The sequence below is a fragment of the Xanthomonas vesicatoria ATCC 35937 genome, from assembly GCF_001908725.1.
Taxonomy (GTDB): domain Bacteria; phylum Pseudomonadota; class Gammaproteobacteria; order Xanthomonadales; family Xanthomonadaceae; genus Xanthomonas; species Xanthomonas vesicatoria.
Genome location: NZ_CP018725.1, coordinates 4,577,791 through 4,598,852, shown reverse-complemented (window position 1 = coordinate 4,598,852; position 21,062 = coordinate 4,577,791). Strand labels below are relative to the sequence as shown.

General features: G+C 64.9%; 19 protein-coding genes and 2 pseudogenes. 3 read left to right on the top strand and 18 right to left on the bottom strand.

The window, feature by feature from the left end:
* Positions 1-28: 28 nt before the first annotated feature.
* From BJD12_RS20040 to BJD12_RS20030, 3 genes are all read right to left on the bottom strand, one after another.
* The gene (locus BJD12_RS20040; RefSeq protein WP_005991978.1) at positions 29-1,033 is read right to left on the bottom strand and encodes an NAD(P)/FAD-dependent oxidoreductase; all 1,005 of its coding nucleotides are present in this window, start codon (positions 1,031-1,033) and stop codon (positions 29-31) included.
* 42 nt (positions 1,034-1,075) lie between these two features.
* Entirely contained in the window at positions 1,076-1,759 is a 684-nt protein-coding gene (locus BJD12_RS20035) for a DsbA family oxidoreductase (RefSeq protein WP_005991975.1), read from the bottom strand.
* 126 nt (positions 1,760-1,885) lie between these two features.
* Positions 1,886-2,410: a CYTH domain-containing protein gene (locus BJD12_RS20030; protein ID WP_005991973.1), complete on the bottom strand. Its 525-nt coding sequence runs from the start codon at positions 2,408-2,410 to the stop codon at positions 1,886-1,888.
* Positions 2,411-2,601: 191 nt separating this feature from the next.
* On the opposite strand from BJD12_RS20030, the gene BJD12_RS20025 reads away from it, so the two are divergent.
* Positions 2,602-3,156 (top strand): hypothetical protein, encoded by a 555-nt coding sequence (locus BJD12_RS20025; RefSeq protein WP_228861588.1) that lies wholly within the window; start codon positions 2,602-2,604, stop codon positions 3,154-3,156.
* 47 nt (positions 3,157-3,203) lie between these two features.
* Here BJD12_RS20025 and rlmD read toward each other — a convergent pair whose 3' ends face one another.
* Positions 3,204-4,538 carry a 23S rRNA (uracil(1939)-C(5))-methyltransferase RlmD gene (gene rlmD, locus BJD12_RS20020; RefSeq protein ID WP_042827956.1) on the bottom strand — a complete coding sequence of 445 codons (1,335 nt, stop codon included), beginning with the start codon at positions 4,536-4,538 and terminating at the stop codon, positions 3,204-3,206.
* A 158-nt stretch (positions 4,539-4,696) separates the two neighbouring features.
* Here rlmD and BJD12_RS20015 point away from each other — a divergent pair, with 158 nt between their 5' ends.
* Positions 4,697-5,419, top strand: coding sequence for a response regulator (locus BJD12_RS20015; protein WP_039424755.1), 723 nt, complete (start codon positions 4,697-4,699; stop codon positions 5,417-5,419).
* A gap of 118 nt (positions 5,420-5,537) precedes the next feature.
* Here BJD12_RS20015 and recO read toward each other — a convergent pair whose 3' ends face one another.
* The 10 genes from recO to rpoE form a co-directional block, all read right to left on the bottom strand.
* The gene (recO, locus tag BJD12_RS20010; protein WP_005991966.1) at positions 5,538-6,260 is read right to left on the bottom strand and encodes a DNA repair protein RecO; all 723 of its coding nucleotides are present in this window, start codon (positions 6,258-6,260) and stop codon (positions 5,538-5,540) included.
* Positions 6,261-6,401: 141 nt separating this feature from the next.
* Entirely contained in the window at positions 6,402-7,181 is a 780-nt protein-coding gene (locus BJD12_RS25040) for a hypothetical protein (protein ID WP_228861589.1), read from the bottom strand.
* A gap of 23 nt (positions 7,182-7,204) precedes the next feature.
* Complete coding sequence (gene era, locus BJD12_RS20000) at positions 7,205-8,104, bottom strand: GTPase Era (RefSeq protein ID WP_005991962.1); 900 nt, start codon at positions 8,102-8,104, stop codon at positions 7,205-7,207.
* Complete coding sequence (gene rnc, locus BJD12_RS19995; RefSeq protein WP_005991960.1) at positions 8,101-8,781, bottom strand: ribonuclease III; 681 nt, start codon at positions 8,779-8,781, stop codon at positions 8,101-8,103. The genes era and rnc overlap by 4 nt, the downstream gene beginning before the upstream one ends.
* Positions 8,771-9,178 (bottom strand): DUF4845 domain-containing protein, encoded by a 408-nt coding sequence (locus BJD12_RS19990; protein WP_074052681.1) that lies wholly within the window; start codon positions 9,176-9,178, stop codon positions 8,771-8,773. Before BJD12_RS19990 ends, rnc begins: the two co-directional genes overlap by 11 nt.
* Positions 9,179-9,979: a signal peptidase I gene (gene lepB, locus BJD12_RS19985; protein ID WP_005991957.1), complete on the bottom strand. Its 801-nt coding sequence runs from the start codon at positions 9,977-9,979 to the stop codon at positions 9,179-9,181. It abuts the gene before it with no gap.
* Positions 9,980-10,084: 105 nt separating this feature from the next.
* The gene (gene lepA, locus BJD12_RS19980) at positions 10,085-11,875 is read right to left on the bottom strand and encodes a translation elongation factor 4 (protein WP_005991955.1); all 1,791 of its coding nucleotides are present in this window, start codon (positions 11,873-11,875) and stop codon (positions 10,085-10,087) included.
* A gap of 187 nt (positions 11,876-12,062) precedes the next feature.
* A complete protein-coding gene (locus BJD12_RS19975; RefSeq protein ID WP_005991953.1) occupies positions 12,063-13,664 on the bottom strand; it encodes a DegQ family serine endoprotease in 1,602 nt (533 codons plus the stop codon).
* Positions 13,665-13,773: 109 nt separating this feature from the next.
* Positions 13,774-14,646: a sigma-E factor negative regulatory protein gene (locus BJD12_RS19970; RefSeq protein WP_005991951.1), complete on the bottom strand. Its 873-nt coding sequence runs from the start codon at positions 14,644-14,646 to the stop codon at positions 13,774-13,776.
* Positions 14,643-15,263, bottom strand: coding sequence for an RNA polymerase sigma factor RpoE (rpoE, locus tag BJD12_RS19965; RefSeq protein WP_005991949.1), 621 nt, complete (start codon positions 15,261-15,263; stop codon positions 14,643-14,645). Before rpoE ends, BJD12_RS19970 begins: the two co-directional genes overlap by 4 nt.
* 235 nt (positions 15,264-15,498) lie before the next feature.
* Here rpoE and BJD12_RS19960 point away from each other — a divergent pair, with 235 nt between their 5' ends.
* Positions 15,499-17,580: a 3-hydroxyacyl-CoA dehydrogenase NAD-binding domain-containing protein gene (locus BJD12_RS19960; RefSeq protein WP_005991947.1), complete on the top strand. Its 2,082-nt coding sequence runs from the start codon at positions 15,499-15,501 to the stop codon at positions 17,578-17,580.
* A gap of 164 nt (positions 17,581-17,744) precedes the next feature.
* On the opposite strand, the pseudogene BJD12_RS24375 reads toward BJD12_RS19960, so the two are convergent.
* The 4 genes and pseudogenes from BJD12_RS24375 to mmsB form a co-directional block, all read right to left on the bottom strand.
* Positions 17,745-18,140 (bottom strand): annotated as a pseudogene (locus tag BJD12_RS24375) (TonB-dependent receptor); the annotation flags it as partial.
* A 3-nt stretch (positions 18,141-18,143) separates the two neighbouring features.
* Positions 18,144-18,440: pseudogene (locus BJD12_RS24370) on the bottom strand (tetratricopeptide repeat protein); the annotation flags it as partial.
* Positions 18,441-18,581: 141 nt separating this feature from the next.
* Complete coding sequence (locus tag BJD12_RS19950; protein WP_005991942.1) at positions 18,582-19,547, bottom strand: cation diffusion facilitator family transporter; 966 nt, start codon at positions 19,545-19,547, stop codon at positions 18,582-18,584.
* Between the two features lie 562 nt (positions 19,548-20,109).
* A complete protein-coding gene (gene mmsB, locus BJD12_RS19945; protein WP_172797232.1) occupies positions 20,110-21,012 on the bottom strand; it encodes a 3-hydroxyisobutyrate dehydrogenase in 903 nt (300 codons plus the stop codon).
* Positions 21,013-21,062 lie beyond the last annotated feature (50 nt).

Here is a 21,062-nt window from a genome sequence, read left to right as displayed (position 1 = left end):
GTTCAACCACAGCGGCCGCGCCACCGATTCATGCATCTGTCTGGAGCGCGATATCGCCGGCACTCACCCGCTGCGCCAATGCGGTTCCGCTTTGCCACGCACCTTCCACCTTGCCGCCCGCCAACCAGTCGCCGCACATGCCCAGGCGAAGCTGCGCATCCCAGACGCAGCCGGCCTGCAACGGCGGATCGGTGCTGGCCACCTCCCACCGATAGGCATCGCAGGCCTGCGGCAGCGGCAGGCCGAGCGCTGCCAGTTCCGGCAGCAGCATGGCGCTGACGTCTTCGGGCGTGGCATCGACATGCAGCTGGCTCCAGTCGGCCGTGGCGTGCAGCAGCCAGGTCTCGGCGCCCTGCCGTGCCGGCTTGCTGGAATCGCGTGCCACCCAGCGCAACGAGCCGGTGTTGACGAACAGCGCGTCGTAGCCTGGATCGATACGCGCGTCGAACCGCAGCACCACCGCCCAGGCCGGCTGCATGCGCGCATCGCCGGCAATGGTCGCAAGCGCAGGCGCAATCCCCGCCAACAACGCAGCCGCATCCGGCGCCGCAAGTGCGAGCAGCACCGTATCGACCATCTGCATCGCAGGCTCGCCGTGCACGCGCAACGCCCAGCCTTGGCCATTGCGTTGCAAGCTGCGCACCGGCGCATGTAACCGAACATCCAGCCCTATCGCCAGTGCGTGCACGGGAGCGGCCATCTCCGGCACTCCAACAAAACGCGTCAACGCGGTTTGAGAAGCGCGCATTTCGGTTCCATCCCAGCGTGCGATGCGCGCAGGCCAGCGCGCCGCCACGCCGGCGGCGCCCCATGCCTGCGCCACGGCCGCAAAGTCCGGATCGCGCGCAGTGAAATATTGCGCCCCCGCATCGCACTGCCAGCCGGCGCCTGCACGGCCACGCATGCGGCCGCCTGGCGCATCGCCCCGCTCGTAGACCGTCACCACCGCGCCGGCAGCCTGCAGCGCCTTGGCACAGGCCAGCCCGGCCAAGCCGGCACCGATCACCGCGACCGTGCGCGGCTGGTGCGACATCGATGGGTCAGTCGCCGGCACGGGCATGACGCAGGCGATCTCTCACACCGCACATCCATCTGGTCCGCATGCATCGGCGCCGCCAATCGGTACCGATTCGGCAGCCAACTGCAGCAGCGCCTGCGCAAACGCCTCCGGCGGCTGTGCGCCCTGGATCAGGCTGCGTCCGTCGATGACGAAGCTGGGCACTGCACGAATGCCAAGCGCGCTGGCCTGTGCCAACTGGGCCTGCACCTCCACAATGCCTTCGTCGGAGTCGAGCATCGCCTGCACCCGCGAGGCGGCCAGACCGCCGGCCTCACCGGCACGCACCAGCGTGTCGGTTGCAGCCACGTTCTGGCCTTGCGCAAAATGCGCATGAAACAGGGCTTCCATCACCGCACCGACATCGCCCTCATGCGTGGCCAGCCAGAGCAAGCGATGCGCACGCAGGGTGCTGACCTGCACTTGCCCACGCCCGAAGTCGAACGGCAGCCCTTCCGCGCGTGCGGTGTCCTGGGTCTGCGCAAGCATCTGATCGACGCGCGCGGCACCGCCAAACTTGCGCGCCAGTGCGTCGCGCAATGGCACCGGCTCGGCGCCGGCATCCGGATCGAGCTCGAACGCGTGGTAATGGATGTCCAATGCCGGCAACTGCGCCCCAAGTGCGGCGATCGCCTGTTCAAAACGGCGCTTGCCGATCCAGCACCAAGGGCAGACCACGTCGGACCAGATGTCGATGCGCATGAGCGGGGATTCGTTGGTGGGGATTGGGGATTCGCAGAGGATAAGGCCAATCCCGGGGCGGAGAGTGGAAATCGTGATTGGTGATTGGTAACTGCATCGCCCGGGGCCGACGCATCACCCGTGCGTTTACGAATCCCGGCTGCCCGATCCCGGCTCCTCGTCTCCCAGCCACTGCGAGAACGGATGCGACGCCAATGCCAGGTTGTAATAGCGCACGTCGTCGGTGACTTCCGCACCGATCCATTCGGGCTTGGCGAACGCCTCGTCGGCACTGCCAAGCTCGATCTCGGCCACCACCAACCCTGCGTTATCGCCCAGGAATTCGTCCACTTCCCAGACGTGTCCCTGGTACTCGACCAGATGCCGGCGCTTGTCGATCAAGCCACCCACGCACAGGGCCAGCAACGCGCGTGCATCGGCGACCGGGATCGGGTACTCGAACTCCTGACGGGTATGCCCAACCTCGCGCGATTTCAGATTGAGAAACGCGCTCTCGCCCTGAACACGCACACGCACCGACGCACTTTGCGCACCACTGCGCATCGCTGCCTGGTCGTTGATATAGCCCTGCGCCATCGGGATCACTGCATGCGCAGCGCTACGCCAGCCGTCGCCGGTCACCAGAAATTTGCGTTCGATTTCAATGCCCATGGCGACAAGTATGGCGGGACCTGCAGAAAAATGCCTGGCCTACCCAGCGTCGCCAGCACTACACTCCGCCGCCTCTCATTCAGGGACAGAACGCCATGACAGGCCGCCGATACTCCACCATGCACGTTGCCGTGCTCACTGCCGCGCTGTTGTCCTCGACCGTCACAGCTGGCACCGCTGCTGCAGCCACGGTGTCGCTGGCCCAGGCCCAACAGGCACTCGATGCGGCGATCGCCGATGACAAGGCAGCCAACACGCAGGGTCAGGACGACGACCTCATGTCCGCCATCTTTCATCCGCGCTTGACCGCGTTGACCGGCTGCGTGCCGGCTGTCGGCGCCAAACCAGAGACGCTCGATTGCATCGTTACCGGGCAGGCCGGGCCCAGCGAAAAACACATGACGCTGCGGTTTGTCCCGAAAGACAATGCATGGGCCTTGCAGCACAGCGAGAAGGAAATGGAGGTCGCCGCGCCGGTACCGCCGCAAGCTCGCGTACAGGTGCTCCTGCGCGAAGTCATCAGCCAGTTGCTTGCGCAGGAGAATGACGCAACGATGCGCACGCGCATTCAAGACGCCGCGCGTACGGCGCAAGTCGCCGCTGTCGAGCGCTGCAAACTCGGCAGCGAGGCGCCGGTGGTCGAGTGCAACGTCATCGTTGAAGCCGAAGGCAAACGCGGCACGCGGGCGATGGCCTTCGCCCTGGTCGATGGGCAGTGGCAAAACGCCATAGACGCTAAAGACTGACGTCATGTCGTCCGGGCAACGGGTTACCGTCGCCCGGACGATAAGGTCTAGCGCCGTTCGAACACCGCAATGCTTTCCACATGCGCGGTGTGCGGGAACATATCCATCGCACCGGCCGACACCAGCGTAAAGCCCTGTTCGTTGACCAGATAACCGGCATCGCGTGCCAGCGAGCCCGGGTGGCAGCTGACGTAGACGATGCGGTCGAACTTCTTCAGCGGCAGTTGCTGCAGCACTTCCAGTGCACCCGAACGCGGGGGATCCAGCAGCAGCTTGTCGAAGCCCTGCCGCATCCACGGCGCGTTGCGCTGGTCCTGGGTCAGATCCGCCGCATAAAACTGCGCGTTGTCCAAGCCGTTGCGCTGCGCGTTTTCCTTCGCACGCGCGACCAACCCGGCATCGCCTTCCACGCCCACCACCTCGCGCACCGTCCGTGCCAGCGGCAGGGTAAAATTGCCCAGACCGCAAAACAGATCCAGCACGCGGTCGTCGGGCCTCGCATCAAGAAGGGCGAGCGCGTGCGCAATCATCTTCTGGTTGAGCGACGCATTGACCTGGATGAAATCCAGCGGCCGGAACGCCAGCTCCACGTCCCATTGCGGCAGGCGGAATGAGAGCGGCACGTCCTGTGGCCACAACGGCTGCACGCTGTCCACGCCGCCGGGCTGCAAGAAGATCGCAAACCCGTGCGTCTGCGCAAACTCCACCCAGGCCTGCCGATCGCGCTCGCTGAGCGGCTGCATGTGGCGAATGGTCAGCGCCACCGCATCGTCGCCGGCGATGAACTCGATCTGCGGGATGTCGCGCTTGCCGTCCATGCTCTCGACCAGGGCGGCCAGCAGCGGAATCTTCTCGCCGATCTGCGGGATCACCGTGTAGCAGACCGACAGGTCGGCCACAAAGCGCGGGTCCAGTTCGCGAAACCCCACCAGGGTCTTGTCCTTCTTTTCCACCCGCCGCACCGAGAAACGGCCTTTGCGCCGATAACCCCACGAGTCGCCAACCAGCGCGGGCAGCACCGCCTGTGGGCTGACGTGACCGATGCGCTCCAGGTTGTCCATCAGCACGCGCTGCTTTGCCACGATCTGCTGCGACTCCTCCAGGTGCTGCAACACGCACCCGGCGCACACGCCAAAATGCGGGCAGCGCGGAGCCACCCGCTGCGGCGAGGCTTCCAGCACTTCTACCGTCTTGGCTTCATCGAAATGGCGGCTGCGCGCGGTGGGCTCGGCACGCACCAGTTCACCGGGCAAGGCGCCGCTGATGAAGGTGACCTTGCCGCCTTCGCCGTCGCGGCGCGCCACCCCACGGCCGTCATGGCTCAGGTCGGTGATGGCGGTCTGGAAGGGAGTACGGTCGAAACGGTTTCGGGTTCTGGCCACGTGGCGACAAGCTGCGGGCAAAAAGGGTGCGTATTGTCGCAGATGCGATCGACCGAGGCCGCACGGTGTGATGTGGCAATTGTCGTGCCCTGCAAACACAGGCAAACTGCGCCTGCGCGCCGCAGCTCAGGACGCGGCACCGCTGACAAGGAGGCAGCATGAACATGGCGACACGTCAGGAACCCCATCCACGACTCTTGTTGGTGGAAGACGACCCGATCAGCCGCGGCTTTCTGCAGGCGGCCCTGGAAAGTCTTCCGGCCCAGGTGGATTGCGCCGATTCGTTGTCGTCGGCGCTGGATCGCGCACGCGAACGTCGCCACGACCTTTGGCTGATCGACGTCAATCTTCCCGATGGCACCGGTAGCGGCCTGCTGCGCGCGTTGCGTCTGCTGCACCCGGACGTGCCTGCACTGGCGCATACCGCCGATGGCGACATGGCCATGCAGCGCGGACTGCAGTCCGATGGCTTTCTGGAAATGCTGGTCAAGCCGCTGACCACCGAACGCCTGTTGCAGGCGGTGCGTCGCGGCTTGGCACGTGGTCGTTACAGCGTGGCGCCGGTCGGCGTGGTCGACATCGCCGCCAGCGATTGGGACGAGGCGGCGGCGCTGAGCGCCCTCAACGGCCAACAGCACCACCTCAACGCACTGCGCGAACTGTTCCTGGCAGAGCTACCGGGTACACGCGACGCGGTCACCTCCGCGCTGAACATCAGCGATGAACAGGCCCTGCGCAATCACCTGCATCGGCTGCAGGCCAGCTGCGGTTTCGTCGGCGCGGCGCGGCTGGCCGGCGCGGTCCGCCTGCTGCGTGGCGACCCGCAATCGCGCACCGCGCAGACCCAGTTTCATGCGGCTGTAGCAGCGTTATTGCACTGAGCTGAGGGTCTCGTCGTCGGCGCCGCCATGGGGTCAGGCGCTGACTGGGTGTCGACAGGATCGGATACGCGGTTGGTCGAATGGCACGCAGCGCTGCACTTGGGCGTGGCCGTGCAGATCAACGCCGCCGCGCCAGATCCTCGAGCATTTCCCAGGATTTCAGCCCACGCCCGTTCAGATGATGCAGCAGCACGCTGCGCATGCTGCGGCGCAGGCCGGGCATGTCATCGGTGGCCGGCATGCTGTCTTCCGCCAGGGCCAACAGCGCCGCGCCTGTCACGGTTTCGCGCCGATCCTGCGCCAGACGTTCGCTCAATACCCGCATGGCGCCCTCCTGCGGATCGAGTCGGTAGCGCGCCGCCGGGTCGATCGGCTGTCCGTCGCTGTCGTGCTGCAGATCGAAGGCAAACCCCAGCCCCTCCAGCACATCGCGCTCGAACCGGCGCAGCGACCACGCCAGCGACAAGTCCGACGCCAGGTGCGCCCGTGCCTGTGCATAGCACGCGTAGAGTTCCGGTACGGAATCATTGCGAGGGGCCAGGCGCAGCAGCAGCTCGCTGATGTAGAAACCGGCCAGCATGCGCTCGCCAACCAATCGCGGCGCGGTATCGAGCGCTTCGGCCTGACGCAGTTGCGCAAGTTCACCACGTTGCACGGCCGTGAACTGGATCAGTTGCAGTGGCTGCAGCGCCGCACGCAGGGCCTGCTTGCGCGGGCCCTGCACGCCCCGCGCCAGCAACCCGACCCGCCCGTACTGCTCGGTCAGCACTTCCACCAGCACGCTGGTCTCGCGCCAGGCACGCACATGCAGGACGAAGCCGTGTTCGTGTTCGATCAGCATCTCAAGTCAGCGCTCACCAGCACATCCAGCCTAGGCACTGCCGTCGCCATGCCTTCGGCAGTGGAGGTGCGAACACCACTCGCAGCATTTTTCGAAAGCTCCCGAAGACGAGAGACAGGGCAAATGCAACGCCGCAACCAGCTAGGAAGCGCTGCCTGCCTCAATACAGCGCCTCAATTTATCTCTGGCTTGGTGACCGTCGTGCCACTCGATTTCGAACACCTGTTTGTTGTCGATGAGTAACCTGTAATGCGCCCTGTCGTCTATTCCGCCAAGCATTGCCTGGGCACTTGGAACCGCGAAGGCGATCGTGACCAATTCAGTACCAGGAGTGAGATAGTGGAAGGCACGCACGGTGGTCGGCTTTCCATCGCCCCCGTCCAGGCCCACCTTAATCAAGCCGTCTTTCTTGGGCCGCGGCAGTCCGGGGCCTGTGAATGACATCAACGCACGGCGATAGTCGCCGGCAGGGCCGGCCAGAGTCACGATACCTTGCAGATTGCCGTAAGCCGCAACGCAATTATCGCCAGGCTTCGCGTCGGGACCAGGGTCGAAGTGCTGCCAGAAACCCTTGCGGAAGCGCTGATAATTCGGATCGCTCGCAAGCTTGGCTTTCTCGCTCAGGAGCATCTGCGCCATGCCCAGGGCGGCAGTCGCACGTGACTTCAGCGGGTCATATTCTGGCTGCGCAGCACCTGTTGAGGCGGCGCCATCACGGACGCACAGCGGCGTAGGGGCAAGTCCGGGACCACCCGGTGCCGTCCCCACCATACGCTCACCGGCTCCAGGTGTATTGGAGCATGGAAAGGTCTGCGCACCCACTGTAAATGGCAGCAATCCCAGCACCAGCGCGCCAACCACCGCCCTGCCGCCACTCCAAGGCCTTAGACCGATAAAGTTCGCTTTCTTGAGCCACATCATGCACCTCCCTGTTTAATTCAAGATCAGTCGCCGTACCCAAATGCCTTGAGCGCGCCCTCATCGTCCGACCAGCCTTCGCGTACGCGGACCCAAGTTTCGAGGAAGACCTTGGCACCGAACAGTCGCTCCATCTGCAGACGTGCCTTGCCGCCGATTTCCTTCAGACGGGTGCCGCCCTTGCCGATCACGATCGCCTTCTGACCCTCGCGCTCGACCCAGATCACCGCACCGATCCGCAGCAGCGCGCCATCTTCGGCAAAACGCTCGATTTCCACGGTGGTGGCATACGGCAATTCTTCGCCCAGCTGACGCATCAGCTGCTCGCGCACCAGCTCGCCGGCCAGAAAGCGCTGGCTACGGTCGGTGATTTCGTCCTCGCCGTACATCGCCTCGGCTTCTGGCACCAGCTTGAGCAGATCGCTCACCAACGCTTCCAGTCCCTTGCGCTTGAGCGCGGACACCGGATGTACGGCGGCGAAGGTACGCCCCTCACTGACCTGCGCCAGAAACGGAAACAACGCGGTCTTGTCCTTGAGCCGGTCGACCTTGTTGACCACCAGCACCACCGGCACCTCGGCGTCGCTGAGCACACGGAATGCCAGCGTGTCTTCCTCGTCCCAGCGGCCGGCCTCGATCACCAGCACCGCCGCGTCCACGCCTTCGAGCGAGCCGCGCGCAGCGCGATTCATCACCCGGTTCATCGCGCGCTTCTGCTCGCGGTGCAACCCGGGCGTGTCGACCAGCGCCAGCTGCCCTTCCGGGAAGGTGGCAATGCCCAGCAACCGATGCCGCGTGGTTTGCGGCCGATTGGACACGATGCTGACCTTGGCGCCGACCAGGGCATTGGTCAGGGTGGATTTGCCGACATTCGGCCGGCCGATGACGGCAACGCTGCCGCTACGGTGGGGAGTGGTTTCGCTCACGTGTTTACATCCAGTTGTGCGATGACGGTAGCCGCCGCCTGTTGCTCAGCAAGGCGGCGCGACGTGCCCTGGCCCTCGGCGCGGGCGATAGGCTGCTCCAGGATGCAGGCGACGTGGAACTGCTTGGCATGTTCGTCGCCGCTCTCGCTGATCAGAGCGTAATTGGGCAGCGGCAGCTGCCGTGCCTGCAGCCATTCCTGCAGCCGGGTCTTGGGATCTTTTTCGGCCTTGCCGACCGGCAATGCCGCCAGCGACGGTTCGAACCACGGCAGCACCACCGCGCGGCAGCGTTCGAACCCGCAGTCGAGATAGATCGCCGCGACGATCGCCTCGACCGCATCGGCCAGGATCGAGTCGCGCCGATGGCCGCCTGACTTGAGTTCGCCCGGGCCCAGCGTCAGCCGCTCGCCCAGATTGAGCGTACGCCCGATCACCGCCAATGCACCTTCGCGCACCAGCTCGGCGCGCGCGCGCGTCAGTGCCCCTTCGTCGGCCTTGGGCCAGCGCTGATACAGCGCCTCGGCGATCAGCAGGTTGACGATGCCGTCGCCGAGAAATTCCAGTCGCTCGTTATGTGGCGTCCCGGCACTACGATGCCGCAGCGCCCGGGCGAGCAGACCCGGATCGGCAAAGGCATGCCCGATCGGATCGCTACGTTGGAAGGTTCTATTCGACACTGCGCCCTTTCATGTCCTCGAAGGTGTCGAACTTGCCCACGATATCCAGATTGCCGATCAGCTCGCGACGCACTTCGTAGTTGACCTTCATCCGCCAGCCTCCATCGACACGCTCAAACTTGACGTCTTCTTTTTTGACGTTTTCCGAGTAATTGATGTACAGGCGACGAAAGAACAGGTCCTGCAACTTGGACGGATCCATGTTGGCACTCCCCGGCTCATTGGCCAGGCCCTTCATTGCAGTACGGACGGAGTAATACTCCTGATACATCGGAAACAGCTTCATCCCGATGTACAGGCCGAATCCGACCACCGCCAGCACCACCACGAACGACGTCAACGTCATACCGCTTTGCTTGCGCTTCATTGTGCTTTCCCCGGCACGCCGTGCGTGCATTTACTGGATTCCCGTCCCGATCCGCGATGGATCGAAACTCCCCTTGCAGAACCACCCTTCGCAATTGAGCCAGATCAAGAACGCCTTGCCGCGCAGATTGGCTTCCGGCAGAAAATGCGTCTGGGTCCAGAACCGGCTGTCTTCGCTATTGTCGCGATTGTCCCCCATCACGAAATAGCTGTCTGCCGGCACCGTCCAGTCGCCCTGGCCGGCCGGCATGTTGCGGTCCACCCACTCCAGCACGGTATGCGTGCGGCCCGGCAGGTCCTCGACCAGCAACGTGGTGCCGGTCATCTCGGCGCCCTTGCCCTTGCCGATGTACTCGCCCTTGACCGTGTAACGCATCGGCGTGTCGTTGATATAAAGCGTATCGCCATGAAAGCCGATCTTGTCGCCCGGCAGGCCGACCACGCGCTTGATCCAGTTCTGGTCAGGCGCATGCGGCGGCTTGAACACCACCACGTCGCCGCGCTTGGGCTCGCCGGTCGGGATGAACTTGGTATTGGTGATCGGCAGACGGAAACCGTAGGCGAACTTGTTGACCAGGATGAAATCGCCGATCAGCAAGTTGGGCATCATCGAACTGGACGGAATCTTGTACGGCTCGGCCACGAAGCTGCGCAGGATCAGCACCACCGCCAGCACCGGGAAGAACGCGCGCGAGTAATCGATGATTGCCGGCTCGCTGTCCAGCAGCCCGGCACGTGCGGCACGGCGCTTGGCCAAAAACAGCTTGTCCAGCAGCCAGATGAAGCCGGTTCCCAGCGTCAGCACAACCAGGATGATTTCAAACCATTTCATTGCGGTTCCTTCGGAACGTAATTCGGGATTGGGGGTTGGAGATTCGCAAAAACTCAGGAGCCGGCGTGCCTTGACCACTCCCGAATCACGAATCCCGAATCCCTGCTACTTATCCATCTGCAGCACGGCCAGGAAGGCCTCCTGCGGAATCTCCACGCGGCCGACCTGCTTCATACGCTTCTTGCCTTCTTTCTGCTTTTCCAGCAGCTTTTTCTTGCGCGAAACGTCGCCACCATAGCACTTGGCCAACACGTTCTTGCGCATCGCCTTGACCGTGGAACGCGAGATGATCTGCGAGCCGACGGCGGCCTGAATTGCCACGTCGAACATCTGCCGCGGGATCAGTTCTTTCATCTTTTCGCACAGCTCGCGGCCGCGCCGGTCGGCATGGCTGCGGTGCACGATCAGCGACAACGCATCGACCTTGTCGCCATTGATCAGCACGTCCACCCGCACGAACGGGCCTGCGTCGAAACGCACGAAGTGATAGTCCAGCGAGGCATAGCCCCGGCTCACCGATTTGAGCTTATCGAAGAAATCCAGCACCACTTCGGCCATCGGCAGTTCGTAACTGATCTGCACCTGGCTGCCCAGATAATTGATGCTGATCTGGGTACCGCGTTTTTCTTCGCACAGCTTGATGATGTTGCCGATGTACTCTTCCGGCGTCAGCACGTTGGCGCGAATGATCGGCTCGCGGATTTCCTGCACCAGGTTCAACTGCGGCAGCTTGGCCGGGTTGTCCATGTTGATGATGGAGCCGTCGGTCTTGAGCACTTCATACACCACGGTCGGCGCGGTGCTGATCAGGTCCAGGTTGTACTCGCGCTCCAGGCGCTCCTGCACGATTTCCATGTGCAGCATTCCCAGGAAGCCGCAACGGAACCCGAAGCCCATCGCCTCGGAGCTTTCTGGCTCGAAGCGCAGCGCGGCATCGTTCAGACGCAGCTTGTCCAGGGCTTCACGCAGATCCGGATAGTCCTCGGCATCGACCGGGAACAGGCCGGCGAACACGCGCGGCTGCATTTCCTGGAAACCCGGCAATGCATGCGGCGCAGGGTCGGCAGCCAAGGTCAAGGTGTCGCCGACCGGCGCGCCATGCACGTCCTTGATCGAGGCGTTGATCCAGCCCACTTCGCCTGCGCCCAGCGCTGCCAGTTCCTTGCGCTTGGGGGTGAACACGCCGACCTTGTCGACCAGGTGCGTGCGCCCGGTGGACATCACCAGAATTTTGCTGCCCGGCTTGATCTGGCCCTGCATCACGCGCACCAGCGAGACCACGCCCAGGTAGTTGTCGAACCATGAATCGATGATCAGCGCCTGCAGCTTGTCGGTATCGCGCGGCTTGGGCGGCGGGATGCGATGCACGATCGCCTCCAGCACCAGATCGATGTTCAAGCCGGTCTTGGCACTGACCGCCACCGCGTCTTCGGCGTCGATGCCGATCACCGCTTCAATCTCGGCCTTGGCGCGCTCGATGTCGGCGGTCGGCAGGTCGATCTTGTTGAGCACCGGCACCACTTCCAGGCCCTGCTCCACCGCGGTGTAGCAGTTGGCGACCGACTGCGCTTCAACGCCCTGCGCCGCATCCACCACCAACAGTGCGCCTTCGCACGCGGCCAGCGAGCGGCTGACCTCGTAGGAAAAGTCGACGTGCCCGGGGGTGTCGATGAAGTTCAGGTGGTAGACCTGCCCGTCCTTGGCCGTGTACGGCAAAGACACCGACTGCGCCTTGATCGTGATGCCGCGTTCGCGTTCGATCGGGTTGGAGTCGAGCACCTGGGCCTCCATCTCGCGCGCCTGCAGGCCGCCGCACAGCTGGATGATCCGGTCGGCCAGGGTGGATTTCCCGTGGTCGACGTGGGCAATGATGGAGAAATTGCGGATATTCCGCATTGAATCAGAGGACATTGAGGTGGGCGCCGGCGGTGCCGTCGTCAGGGTAACGCAGCATTATCGCACGCTTTGGCGCAGGGATTAGGGAGTCGAGATTGGCGATTCGAACGGAAGAGCAAAGGCAGGCACCGCGAGCGGAGCCTGCCCTTGCCAATCCCGAATCATCAATGACGAATCCCGGCTGCCCTCAGCCGCCGGCCTTCAGGGCCACATAGCTGGTGGCCTTGCCGTCGGTGACCAGCAGCATGACCACGTCGCCCTTCTTGTAGCTGGACAGCGCGCGGTTCAGCTCGGCGACGCTGCCGACCTTGGTGCGGCCGACGCGGGCGATGATCAGACCCGGCGACAACGGTGGCTGGGTGCTGCGTGCCGCCGCACCGGTGACTGCGGCGATGCGCACGCCCTCGCCTGCTTGCAGGCCCAGGCGACTGCGCTCGGCGGCGGTCAGGTCGGCTACCTGCAGGCCCAGCAATGCCACACTGGCCGGGGCCTCGGGCTTGGCGTCGGCCGCTGCGGTGCGCGGCGCGGTGTCTTCGCTGCCGTCCTGCAACGGCGCCAGGACGACTGACACCTGACGCGGCTTGCCATCGCGCAGGACGTCCAGGGTGACCTTGGCGCCAGGCGGCATCAGGCCGATCATCGGCGGCAGGTCGCTGGCCACCTCGATCGGCTTGCCATTGACCGCGCGGATCACATCGCCCACTTCGACGCCGGCCTTTGCGGCCGGGCTGCCAGCGGGAATGTCGTTGACCAGCGCACCGCGGCTATCCGGCAGGCCCAGCCCTTGCGCCTTGAGAGAATCGATCGGCCCCACCGCCACGCCCAGCATGCCGCGGCTCACATGGCCGGTGGCCTTGATTTGCTCGGCGGCACTGAACGCCAGGTCGATCGGGATCGCGAAACTAATTCCCATGTAGCCGCCAGACGCGGAGAAGATCTGCGAATTGATGCCGACCACTTCGCCACGGGTGTTGAGCAGTGGGCCGCCGGAGTTGCCCTGATTGATCGCCACGTCGGTCTGGATAAACGGCACGTAGCGCTGATCGGCGTACGGATTGCTACGGCCGGTGGCGCTGACGATACCGGCGGTGACCGAATGATCAAGCCCGAACGGCGAACCAATCGCCACCACCCACTGGCCCGGCTTGAGCGTGTTGGAATCGCCCAGGCGCACCGTCGGCAGACCCTTGGCCTCGATCTTCAGCAGCGCCACATCGAACTGCTCGTCGCTGCCCACCACCTTGGCCTTGAACTCGCGTCGGTCGGTGAGCTTGACGGTGACCTCGCTGGCGCCATCGACCACATGATGATTGGTCAACACATAGCCGTCGGCGGAAATGATGAAGCCCGAGCCCATCGATTTGCCCGCGATGCCGCCATCGTCATCGCCACCGCCCTGGCCCGGCCCCTGCCGCGGGCCGCCCGGCATCTGGAAATCCGGGCCGAAGAAGCGCTTGAAGAACTCCGGCATCTGCTCGTCGTCCGGCATGCCGCCCTGGCCGGGCATGCCACCCTGGCCCCCACGCCCGCCACGCGCCGAACGCGCCATCGCATCCTTGCGGGTGATGGTGGTTTCGATATTGACCACGCCCGGGCCGACCTGTTCGACCAGGTTGGTGAAGTCCGGCAGGCCGGCGACCAGCTGCGGCGCCGGCGTCGTGCTGCGGTTGGCGGCGATCGGCGCGCTGGCCTTGGCCGGTGCCGAGGGCGGCGTCTGCTGGGCGCAGGCCGCCAGCGGCAAAGTCATGGCGATCAGGCCAAACATCTGGTTACGCATGCGGTGATTCATCGAATTGCCTCCGATGGCAGGGCGACAGGGGCCGCAACCCGCGACGTGACACGGGCCCGGCAAGTTAACGGAAGGAAGCGCGCCGACTGGATGAAGATCGGCAGCAGGGTCAGTTCTGCGGGACCGGCACCGGCCGGCCTGGCGCGGCGTTGCCGGCCGCCTGGGGCGCAGGCTCGAATGGATAGAACGCCGGACCCTGGCGACTCTGGCTGAAACTGGCGTTGAGCGGGCTGTCGCCCGCGCTGGACAGCGCGGAGCGTGGCCACGGGCGCGCCTGCAGTGTCGTATCCGGATGCGTGAATGGATTGGCGGTCGCTGCCGGGCTCACCGCTGACGCAGGAGGCGGAGTCGCGGAGGCCACCATCCGTGCCGGAGCCTGTTGCTGACGCGTCGCCGCGCTGCGCGCCACCTGTTGCTGACGGGTGGCGGCACCGCGCCGCGTGGAAGCCAGTGCCGCAGCCGGCACTGCCGCGACGAGCGCACCACCGTCGCCGGGATCGGCCGGATCGGGGGCGGCCGGCGCCTTCGGCGCGACTGGCGGCTGTGCGATGGCAGGCATTTGCGCCGTGGTGGCATAGACCGGCACAGCCGAGGTTGACGGCACCGCTTCCGGCAAGCGCTCGCGCGCCATGAACAAGGCAATTGCGGCAACCGACGCAGCAATCGCCGCCCCGCCCCCCCAACGCCAGCGCGCGGCCGAGCGCGGTGCCGGCTGCGCTTGCGGCGCTGGCTCGTCGGCAATGGCGCTGCGCACACGCGCAGCAAAATCCAGCGGCGCCGGCGCACTGGCCGCACCGCGCAGCACGTCGCCGCACAGCTGCCAGCGTTCGTGGCAGCCAGCCAGTTCCTCATCGTGCGCCAGACGGCGCAGCAAGAAGCGCGACTCGTCGGCGCTCAACTCTCCGTCGACCAGCGCAGACAACTGCTGCCGGTAGTGACGTTCGAATTTGTCGGTGGTGGACATGGCAGGGTTATCGCTCATACACGGTGTCGCTCACGGGTAGCGCTTTCGGTCTCCAGCAGAGGCCGCAGCTCGATGTCGATGGCCTCGCGCGCCCGGAAGATGCGCGAGCGCACCGTTCCGATCGGGCAATCCATCTTTCGCGCGATGTCCTCGTAACTCAGCCCTTCCACCTCGCGCAGGGTGATGGCCGACCGGAGTTCTTCCGGCAGGGCTTGGACCGCGCGCATCACCGTTTGTTCCAGCTCCTGTCGCATCAATTCGCGCTCCGGGGTGTCGTTGTCGCGCAAACGGGTCGCTCCATCGAACTGTTCGGCATCGCTGATCTCGATGTCGTCGGTGGGCGGGCGGCGGTTGTGCGCAACCAGATGGTTCTTGGCAGTGTTGACGGCAATACGGTGCAGCCACGTATAGAACTGGGAGTCGCCGCGGAAACTGTTGATCGCGCGGTACGCGCGCACAAACGTATCCTGGGCCACGTCCTGACATTCGCTCCAGTCGGCGATGTAACGCCCGATCAACGCAACGATCCGGTGCTGGTATTTGCGCACCAGCACATCGAACGCCGCGCTCTCGCCGCGCTGCACACGCCGGACCAGTTCCAGGTCCAGCTCCTGAGGTGTATCGACTTCGGCCATGGTGGGCCGCACTCCTGTCAGCCCACCGAAGTCGGGCAATAAGACCGCCGTTGAAGAAGAAAGTTCATACCGATCGGTACGATCGTCGCGTATCAGGGTAGCGGCCCGGATGCGCCGCTGGCGACGCCTCCCGCGAAGCGCATGCCGTCCTGTCGACTGGTATGGGTATTTGACGTGATGGAAACAACCTCTGGATGATAACGGCCTTTCCTTATATCGCCGGACGGCCAGACGCATGCTTCCAGGTTTCGACGGGCTCCGATTCAGCCATTGGCAGGCCGACCTGCGCGAGGACGGCGTGCTCGTGCTCAGCCTTGATCGCCAGGGCGCACCGGTCAACGCGTTTTCGCAGGAGGTGCTGCTCGAACTGGGCGCGCTGGTCGAGCGGCTGGCGCTGGACCCGCCCAAGGGCGTGGTACTGCGCTCGGCAAAGACCAACGGCTTCATTGCCGGCGCCGACCTGAAGGAATTTCAGGACTTCGACCGCAAGGGCACAGTCAACGATGCGATCCATCGGGGCCAGCAGGTGTTCCAGAAGCTGGCCGAGCTGCCCTGCCCCACGGTGGCCGCGATCCACGGCTTCTGCATGGGCGGCGGCACCGAGATCGCGCTGGCGTGCCGGTATCGCGTGGCCTCCGACGATGCCAGCACCCGCATCGGCTTGCCGGAAACCAAGCTCGGTATCTTCCCCGGCTGGGGCGGCAGCGCCCGCTTGCCGCGCTTGATCGGCGCACCTGCAGCGATGGATCTGATGCTGACCGGACGCACCGTCTCGGCCAAGGCTGCGCGGGCGATGGGGCTGATCGACAAGGTCGCCGCGGCGGCCGTCCTGGTCGATGTCGCCGCCGCATTGGCCTTGAACGGCACCACGCGTCCGTTCAAGCAACGCGCTACCGCGTGGGCCACCAATACATTGCTAGCGCGCAAGCTGCTTGCCCCGCAGATGCGCAAGCAGGTCGCACGCAAGGCGCGCAAGGAGCATTACCCGGCGCCCTACGCCTTGATCAACGTGTGGGAGCGCGCGGGCGGCAGCGGTATCCAGGCGCGCCTTGCGGCCGAGCTCAAGGCGGTGGTCAAGCTCGCCAGCACGCCGACCGCGCGCAACCTGATCCGCATCTTCTTCCTGACCGAGCGGTTGAAGGCGCTGGGCGGCAAGGATGCAGGCGCGGCCGCATTGCCGCCGATTCGCCATGTGCATGTGATCGGTGCCGGCGTGATGGGCGGCGATATCGCGGCGTGGGCCGCGTACAAGGGCTTCGAGGTGACCCTGCAGGACCGCGAGCAGCGTTTTATCGATACCGCGCTGACGCGCAGTGGTGAGCTGTTTGCCAAGCGGGTAAAGGACGACGCCAAGCGGCCGGCGGTGGCCGCGCGGCTGCGCGGCGATTTGGCCGGCGCCGGCGTGGCGCAGGCGGATCTGGTGATCGAGGCGATCATCGAAAACCCGCAGGCCAAGCGCGACCTGTATCAGTCCATCGAGCCGCAGCTCAAGCCCGATGCGGTGCTCACCACCAATACCTCGTCGATTCCGCTGACCGAGTTACGTGGCCATATCCAGCGCCCGGCACAGTTCGCCGGGCTGCACTATTTCAACCCCGTGGCGATGATGCCGCTGGTGGAAATCGTGCAGCACGATGGACTGGACCCGGCCAACGTGGCGCGCCTGGCGGCGTTCTGCAAGGCGCTGGACAAGTTCCCGGTGCCGGTGGCGGGTACGCCGGGCTTCCTGGTCAATCGCGTGCTGTTTCCGTACCTGCTCGAAGCGGCCACTGCGTATGCCGAAGGCATTCCGGGGCCGGTGCTGGACAAGACCGCGGTCAAGTTCGGTATGCCGATGGGGCCGATCGAGCTGATCGATACGGTGGGGCTGGATGTCGCGGCCGGCGTCGGCGCCGAGCTGGCGCCGTTCCTGCAACTGCCGATTCCTGCGGCGCTTGCCACCGTGGAGTCCGGCAAGCGCGGCAAGAAGGACGGCCAGGGCCTGTACAAGTGGGAGAACGGCCGCGCAGTCAAACCCGAGGTGGCCAGCGGCTATGCCGTGCCGCCCGACCTGGAAGACCGCCTGATCCTGCCGCTGCTCAACGAAGCGGTGGCCTGCCTGCATGACGGCGTGGTGGCCGACGCCGACCTGCTCGATGCCGGCGTCATCTTCGGTACTGGCTTTGCGCCGTTCCGCGGTGGCCCGATCCAGCACATCCGCAGCGTCGGTGCGGATGCGTTGCTCGAACGCTTGCAGGCATTGCACGCCCGGTATGGCGAACGCTTCGCCCCGCGTCCGGGTTGGGATTCACCGGTGTTGCGGGAGCCGGTGGTATGAGCGTCCAGTGCCGGGATACTGCCTGCGAAAGCACGCGAACCGATTGATCGTCGGCTGTTGCGCATCACGTTGCGGCGGCGCAACCATCGAGTGGACCATCACCACTGAACACAGAACGGCGAGCCAAGGCTCGCCGTTCTTTTATAACCAGTACCGCAACGCACTCAGAAGCGCAGCCCCACACTGGTGAAGATGTAACGCCCAGCCTGGTCGTACCCCCCCAGGGAGTTGCCGTTGAAGGTCAGGCTACCCCCAACCAACGGCGGTTCCTTGTCGGCGATGTTGTTGACACCCAGCGTCCAGGTGACGTAATCGCCCAACTGCATCGAACCGGACAGGTCGAAGTAGTTGTACGCCGACACCTTGTTGTCCTGATTCACCAGGCGCACGTCGGTTGTGCCCGGGGTTCCGTCGGTGTTCTGGTAGTCCAGCTCACCGATATAGCGCCAACGCAGACTGACGGTGTAACGGTCGAAGTTGTAGCGCGTGCTCAGCACGTGCCGCCACTCGGCACTGTTGCATGCCACGTTGACCAAGCCAGCGCAGTCGTAGGTCACTTCCTATTCGCCGTCCACGTCTCCCTGCGCCTGTTTCACCACGGCAATGGTCAACACGATCATCGGATCGGCAGGGCTGGTTGCCCGCGCACCGTCCCGGTATGCGATCGCGGCCTGCGTGTCGCCCCGTTGGTAGGCATGAACCCCCAGGCTATACAGCGCCTGCGGGTGCGCCGGCGCCAGTTGCCGCACGCGCTGCCATAACGCTTCGGCTTGCTGCCAGTTCCCTGCCGATGCTGCGGCACCTGCCTCTTGCACGAGAGCGGCAACCCGCTCGTTCACTGGCCCGACCTGTAACGCCATGACACCCGCCGTGTGCAGAACTCATCCCGCACCGATCATACGATGCAGGCGATTACGCGCCAGCCGGCCGTGGGGTGGAAGCGCTGGCGCCTACCCGGGTATCGCCATTGCACGCTTGCGACACGCCCCAGCTACCACTGCTCAGTGGGAGTGACCGCCATGTCCATGCGCGTGCCCGTGGTGATCGTCATGCGTGGCGCCTGACGCGGACGTTGGCGTGCCGCAGGGTTCGGTACCGCAGTCGCCGCTTTCCACCTGCAGCGTGACGTGGGCGATCTCGAAACGGTCGTGCAGCAGGGTGCCGAGCGCGTCGCGCAGGCGATCGCGGTCGGTGCTGTCGCCAACCACGACATGCGCGGTGAGTGCGGGCGTGCTGGAGGCCAGGGCCCAGACGTGCAGGTCGTGCACGTCGTCCACGCCCGGATAGCTGGTCAAGGCCTGACGCACCTGCGCCAGGTCGATGCCTTTGGGGACGCCTTCGAGCAGGACATTGATCGCTTCGCGCAGCAGCACCCAGGTGCGTGGCAGCACCCACAGGCCGATCAGCACCGCCAGCACCGGGTCGATCCACTGCCAGCCGGTCCAGCGGATCAGCAAGGCGCCGATGATCACCGCCACCGAGCCGAGCATGTCGCTCCAGACTTCCAGATACGCCCCTTTGACGTTGAGGCTTTCGCCGCTGCCGGCGTGCAGCAGCTTCATCGCGATCAGGTTGATCACCAGGCCCAGCCCGGCGATCAGCAACATGCCGTTGGACGAGATGTCCTGCGGCGCGCGAAAGCGCTGTGCGGCTTCCCAGAGGATGTAGCCGCCCACACCGAACAGCAGCGCGCCATTGACCAGGGCACCCAAAGCTTCAAGACGGACATAGCCGTAAGTGCGGCGCGCATCCGCCGGGCGCCGGCTCAAGCGCACCGCGAGCAGCGCGATCATCAGACCGAGCGTGTCGGTGGCCATGTGCGCCGCATCCGACAACAGCGCCAGGCTATTGGACAAGAATGCGCCAATGACCTCGGCCACCAGGAAGGTGGCGGTAAGGCCTAGCGCCCACCACAGCGGTGTTTCGTGGCGGATTTCGCTGGGTGCGTGGTTGTGATCGTGTCCCATGGGGTGCAGTGGCCTTGTGCGATGCGCGCACCTTAGGCGCGTGCGATGGCGGAGACTATTACACCCATGCGTGATGAGATCACATCACGTGAGCGCGGCGCTAAGTGTTATTGCCCGGGCCAGGCAGCACCTTGAAGCGGCTAACAAAAGTTTACGAACACCGTCGCAATGGCAGCACGTGCTGAGCCACTGCCTTCATCGGCGGGTAGTGATTTCGTATTGGCAGTGACAGTGCTCGGGTCGAAGGAGGCTACCCAGACCGCACTTCATCGAACACCGCGCCGCATGCGCTGCTTGCAAGCTTGCATACCGGCCATCTCGACAGCCCCTTGCCCGCCTATTGTCGCGGGACCTTATGCGGCATGGATGCCGCATAAGAGCCTACAGGGATGTACTTGCGGCGTGTCCCGCGATGGTAGGCGGGCAAGGGCCTCGCAGCCAAGCCGCAGATCATCGCTTCGCACCTACGCACCCCGTTCGATCACTTACACGACGGAAGCGAGTTAAAAAAACGCCGGCGACGCCCACTTGGCGGTGAGCGTAGTGGCCGTATAAGCCGCTATCAAACCTTGGCGACCAGTTTGACCACGCTGGAAAAATCCAGTGCGCCGTTACCGGCCAGGCTGTTCATCGCATACAGGTTGCGTGCCAACTCGCCCAGCGGGATCGACACGCCGGCCTGCACCGCAGATTCGGCCACCAGGCCCAGGTCCTTGAGCATCAGGTCGTTGCCGAAGCCGCCGCTGTAACCGCGCGACGCCGGTGCGTTGGGCAGCACGCCCGGCCAGGGATTGCAGACCTCGGTGGCCCAACTGCGTCCGGTGCTGACCGCCATCATCTGCGACAGCACCGCCGGGTCAAGCCCCTGCGCGACGCCGAGCGCCAGCGCTTCACCGGTGGCGGCCATGATCACACCCAGCGCCATGTTGTTGCACAGCTTGGCGACCTGGCCGGCACCGTTGTCGCCCACATGGAAAATATTCTTGCCCATGGCTTCCAGCACCGGGCGGGCGCGCTCCAGCACGTCGGCGGCACCACCGACGATGAAGGTCAGCGTGCCGGCGGCGGCACCCGCGGTGCCACCGGACACCGGCGCATCCAGCACCGCCAGCCCCCGTGCGCGCGCGGCATCGGCCACCTTGCGTGCGGACACCGGTGCGATGGTGCTGCAGTCGATCACCAGCGCGCCATCGGGAATCTGCGTCAGAATGCCGCCATCGCCCAGATACAGCGCTTCCACGTGCCTGCTGGCCGGCAGCATCGAGATGACGATCTCGGCGTCGGCCAGCGTGTCGGGCGCAGAGCTTGCTGCGTGGGCGCCGGCAGCGGATGCCGCATCCAGTGCGCCCTGCACCAGATCGAAGACGCGGAGCTGGTGGCCGGCCTTGATCAGGTTGGCGGCCATCGGGCCACCCATGTTGCCCAGGCCGATAAAAGCGATCTTGCTCATCGTGTCGATCTCCAGAGTGGAGCAACTATCAAAAGTATCGGGACGCGCTCAGTGCGAGATGACGT